Source organism: Streptomyces sp. NPDC050674 (genome assembly GCF_040654575.1).
Taxonomy (GTDB): Bacteria; Actinomycetota; Actinomycetes; order Streptomycetales; family Streptomycetaceae; genus Streptomyces.
Genome location: NZ_JBFAIG010000043.1, coordinates 1 through 4,508, shown reverse-complemented (window position 1 = coordinate 4,508; position 4,508 = coordinate 1). Strand labels below are relative to the sequence as shown.

4 protein-coding genes are annotated in these 4,508 nt (G+C 65.9%); all 4 read right to left on the bottom strand.

Annotated elements, in window-relative coordinates:
- Positions 1-442: 442 nt before the first annotated feature.
- A complete protein-coding gene (locus AB0I06_RS34110; RefSeq protein WP_363122744.1) occupies positions 443-1,747 on the bottom strand; it encodes a hypothetical protein in 1,305 nt (434 codons plus the stop codon).
- Between the two features lie 2 nt (positions 1,748-1,749).
- On the bottom strand, positions 1,750-2,022 hold the full coding sequence (locus AB0I06_RS34105) for a hypothetical protein (RefSeq protein WP_363122743.1): 273 nt from the start codon (positions 2,020-2,022) through the stop codon (positions 1,750-1,752).
- Position 2,023: 1 nt separating this feature from the next.
- Positions 2,024-2,965, bottom strand: a complete 942-nt coding sequence (locus AB0I06_RS34100) for a bifunctional lytic transglycosylase/C40 family peptidase (protein ID WP_363122745.1) — start codon at positions 2,963-2,965, stop codon at positions 2,024-2,026.
- Positions 2,966-3,205: 240 nt separating this feature from the next.
- A partial coding sequence (locus AB0I06_RS34095) for an FtsK/SpoIIIE domain-containing protein (protein WP_363122742.1) occupies positions 3,206-4,508 on the bottom strand: 1,303 nt, incomplete at its 5' end.

The window sequence follows — 4,508 nt, the reverse complement described above, 5'->3', positions numbered from 1 at the left end:
TTCACCGCTTACAAGATCACGGCGACCGACTCCGCGCTGACCGCCTGGTCCACCCCCACCCAGCTGGCCGGCATCGCCGCAAGTGCCGGTAGCCGACCGCCGCCCACCGGGCGATCGAACGCGGCCCCGGCGCGAAGTTCAGCAGTGCAGCAGCAGCTCCGACCGCACCGAACGTCCACACGGGCGGCGGAGCGATCATCGCCGACATCAGGACGGCACTCCCGAGCCCGGCATTGGCCTTGGTGAGCATCGTCTCGGCAGGGCTGAGTCCGCGCTGCAAGGCGGGGACGCGGTAGCCGGGCGTCAGGGAGTACACGATCGGACCTCCTCAGGTTCATGTCCAGGCCGGAACACCGGCCGGGGTGGTGAGACCACCTGGCCCCGGCGCACTGGCATCCGCATGGGAGCGGAGCGGGTGTGCCGGGGCCAGGCGGTTCGGGCCTTACGGGTTGTTCGGCCGGGTCGGTCCCGACGGCCGGGGCGCCGGGGCGGTACCCGGCCCGGCGGGCGGTGCCGGCTGCGGGGCCGGGCCGTTGGGCGCAGGGGCCGGTGTCGGTCCCCTGGAAGCCCGCGGGTTGGACATCCGCGATGGCGCGGCGGCCCAAGCCTCGCGGCGGACCTGAGCGGCCTGGGCCCTGCGAGGCGCCTCGTGGTGGGCCTTCGCGACCATCGAGGCGGCGGTCAGATGCCCCGGCCGCTGGTGCTGCTTCAGGCCGTACGCAGCGAGCAGCACACCACCGTCCTGCGAGGCGGCCCGGCCCGGTGTGTCCACCACGCGCGGACCGCGCGGGATGTTCTCCTGCTCGTAGACAGTCGGTGCCCCGGCCCGCACGACCGCCCGCGCCAGCGGGTGATCGATACGGCTCTCCACCAGGGCCCGCGCCGCACCGGCCACCCTCGGGCCGATGTAGGGAACACCGTGGAAGATCATGCGGAGCATGAGCGCGTCAACCGCGACGAGCAGCACCGCGTCGACCACCAGCGAGCCCTTAGCGGACTCCACGAACGGGGTGACCAGCAGCAGGGCGAAGGGGGCAAACATCAACCCCAACAACCGCCCCGCCCACGCGCGCACCGCCGAGGTGTCGCCCCCGCGTGCCAGTGACGCCAGCACCAGCGGCGCCATGCACACGAACACGAGAATGCCGAGCTGACGGGTCATGAACACCAGCGCCGAGAAGGCGAGGGCGACCACCAGCGCAGCGATGATGATGAGAATCCCCAAGGGGTTTCCCGCATCCGCACCGTGCTTCAAGTCGTGTTCGATGACGCCGAAGAGGGTGGATTCGTCGGTACCGAAAGCGGTCTGGAACGCGGCACTGACGGCCTTGTTCAGCAGCATCACGGCCCCGGGGACCGATGCCATGCCGGCGACGGCCACCAGGGCCCAGCCCGTCGATGCCCCCATCTGTCGCAGCCGCGGTGCGCCCTGCCATGCGGTCAGGGCACACACGACGACGACACAGATAAAGATCGAAACCGCCAGGTGTTGGCCTAGCCACAGAAACGGGCCATAGAGCCCGCTGTCGGCCTTCTCCGGCGCCCACGTCTTATCTGGCGCCAGCTGCTCCTTGATGCGCTTGATCAGGCTGCCAGCGAGCTCCTTGACGCTGCTGACGGCACCGTCGGTGACGCCACCACCGCCACCAACACCGCCGCCGCCATCTCCGCTCCCGCTGCCGGTGTCTCCTTCGCAAACTGACCGTGCTGGCTCGTCCAGCCGTCGGCAGTTGTCGGTGTCTGGCACGGTCAGCCCTTGGCTTCGGTGACGGTGGAGAACAGGGTGTCGCCGTACAGGGCAAGGACCACGGCGACGAACAGGGTGCCGATGGCCATGCTGCCCTTCCTGAGGGCGCCCTTGGGGTCGCTGGACAGCTGCAGCAGCATCCGGACCGCGATCACGGCGATCACAGCGGCGATGCCCTTGGTGACCAGGCCGCCGCCGGTCAGGCCGATGGTGTCGAAGAAGTCCTTGAAGCCGGTGGACATGTCGACGGGCTTGGCGAGGTTGAAGCTGCGCATTTCAGATCTCCTTCTGATTGGACGAAACAGGACGGGCGAACGCGTAGAGGTCGCTCATGGAATCCAACGGAGAGAAGCGAACCTTGGTGTCGGGTCGGGGCGCGTCGATCATGTAGCCGCCACCGACATAGATTCCGACGTGATGTATTGCGGTGGCGCTGGAGCCGTAGAAGACCAGATCGCCGGGCTTTGCCTGGTCTCGCTTCACCGGCTTGGATGCGGCATATTGCTGCGCCGCTGTGCGGGGCAGGCTGATACCGGCTTGCGCGTAGGCGTACAGCGTGAGCCCGGAACAGTCGAACCCGGTGATGCTTTTACCGGAACGCCCCTTGGGGGAGCAGCAGGTGCCCCTACTCGGGCCGTTCGCATTCCCGCCGCCCCACGAATACGGCTTGCCCAGCATTTTCTGCGCCGCATTTACGGCGGTGACGGCCTGGCTCGCCGATGCCGTTCCCCCACCCCCCGTGTTCTTGCGGGAAAGAGCGGTGATCGACCGAACGTAGTTCTGGGTTTCCTTGTACGGCGGAACTCCGCCGTACTTTCGGACGGCGCCGCTGCCCGCGTTGTATGCGGCCAACATGTTGCGCTGTTTGTCTCCGGGAACGTCTTTCACGTCCTCGGCGATGGTGCAGAGGTATTTGGCCGATGACAGGATCGCGTCTTCGGGATCGAATACGTCGCGCTTTCCGTCGCCGTTGCCGTCAATGCCGTGGGTTTCCCACGTGGACGGCATGAACTGCGCGATGCCCTGCGCGCCGACCGGTGACGTGGCTTTCGGATTGAATCCCGATTCCTGCGTCAGCAGTGCGGCGAGCAGATTTGGACTGACTTCGGGGCAGGTGTTTCCTGCGTCCTCGATCAGGTCCTGGTACTCGGCCGGTACGGCCAGGCTGAGCGCCGCGCCGGCAGGGTTGTCGCCGACGCCCTGTACGAGCGCGGCCACGAGCACGGCCGCGGTGGCACCTATGCCCACGACGGCCGCTGTGGAGGCTTTCAAGGGCGCATCCCTCCTTTCAGAGACTCATTAGGTGTTTCCGCAGGTCAGATCCGTCCTGCAGTCCGCTGGGAGTCCGCTGGTGACCTGCTGAGACCCGTCCGACGAGACGGGCTCGCCTGTCATGCGGACGGACCCCAGACGGACAGCCAGCGGGCTCCCAGCGGGTGGCTGGACGGGTGGGCGGGGTCACACACTGGTCGCGGCAGCGGCCTTGAGGTCGGCGAGCCAGTAGCCCCGCACCACGCCCTTTTCGTCCTTGCTGGAAGCGACGCCGAGCAGCTTGGAGAGCTGCTTTCCGCGTTCACCCGGCCTTGTTTCCTTGATGCCGAGAGCCGGGGCCAGGTCGGCGGTAGGAATGAACTCGATTCCGCCTGCCAGCATGATTTCGATGGCCTGCTTGAGTGGGGTTTCTGGTGCCGCTTCGAGTTCCTTTTCCTGCCTGGCTTGGACTTCGTCGACCACGCTCCAAATGAATCGGTCATCGAACTTGAATCCCCGGATGAGCGTTGACCGCCCCTTGGTGAACAGCACGCCCTGCCCCTGAATGTCAGGGTCGAGGAGTGCCGGATTGATCGGGGCAACGGTGTCGAAGTAGGTATCGCCGAGGGCGACCTTCGCGGTTCCCGCCGAGGCCACGTACAGGCATAGGCGGTAAAGGAACTGGTCCCGCACTTCCACGGGAATGGCGTTCACGGACGGACGCTGCGTCATGAGGACCGTGGAAATTCCTGATTCCAGGGCCTTGGATACGAGCGACCGTGTGTCTTCCGCGATCTGCTTCGCCTGGTCCTTTTCTTCGTTGTTCCCGCCGGAGGCGAAGAAGTCTGCCGCCTCATCGACGATGAAGATGACCGGCCGGAACTCGGGCAGCGACTGCCGGTTGGTGATGGCCTTCTTGATCTGGGCGTACCGACCGTCCGAGATTTCTTTCAGCTCTCGGACCATGCTCCAGAAAACGGCCGGGTCGTCGGACGATTCGTAGCGGGTGGCAATCGGAGCGAACCTGGTCAGTCCACAGAATTTCCCGTCCAGCAGATACAGGTCGAATTTTCCGTATGCGATCAGCAGGCATGTGATAAGCCCGTTGATCAGGGTAGTTTTACCCATCTGCGTCATACCGGCGACCAGGAGCGAGGCCTTGTCGAAGGTGGGCACACCGACGAGCTGGCCGGTGATGTCATGGCCGAGCGGGATTCCGGCGAACGTCTCGATCTCTCGCCGGGTAGGCGCGGGGAACGGGCGGGTGAAGGGCGGTTCGTGCAGTTTGAGCAGCTTCACTCGACGTTCGTTGTCCCTGCTGCGCTCTAGCTTCAAGTGCAGGCGGGTGACTCCGAACATGCCCGCCACGGTGCCAAGCCGCTTTTCAACGTCCTCGTAAGTGCGCCCCTTGGGCACTCCAAGCCGACCCTCAAGGCGAGTGTCACCCACTCCTACGTCGCCGGTGACGTGGCCCTGATCGGGGTCGAGTACTCCATCGACACCACCGGCC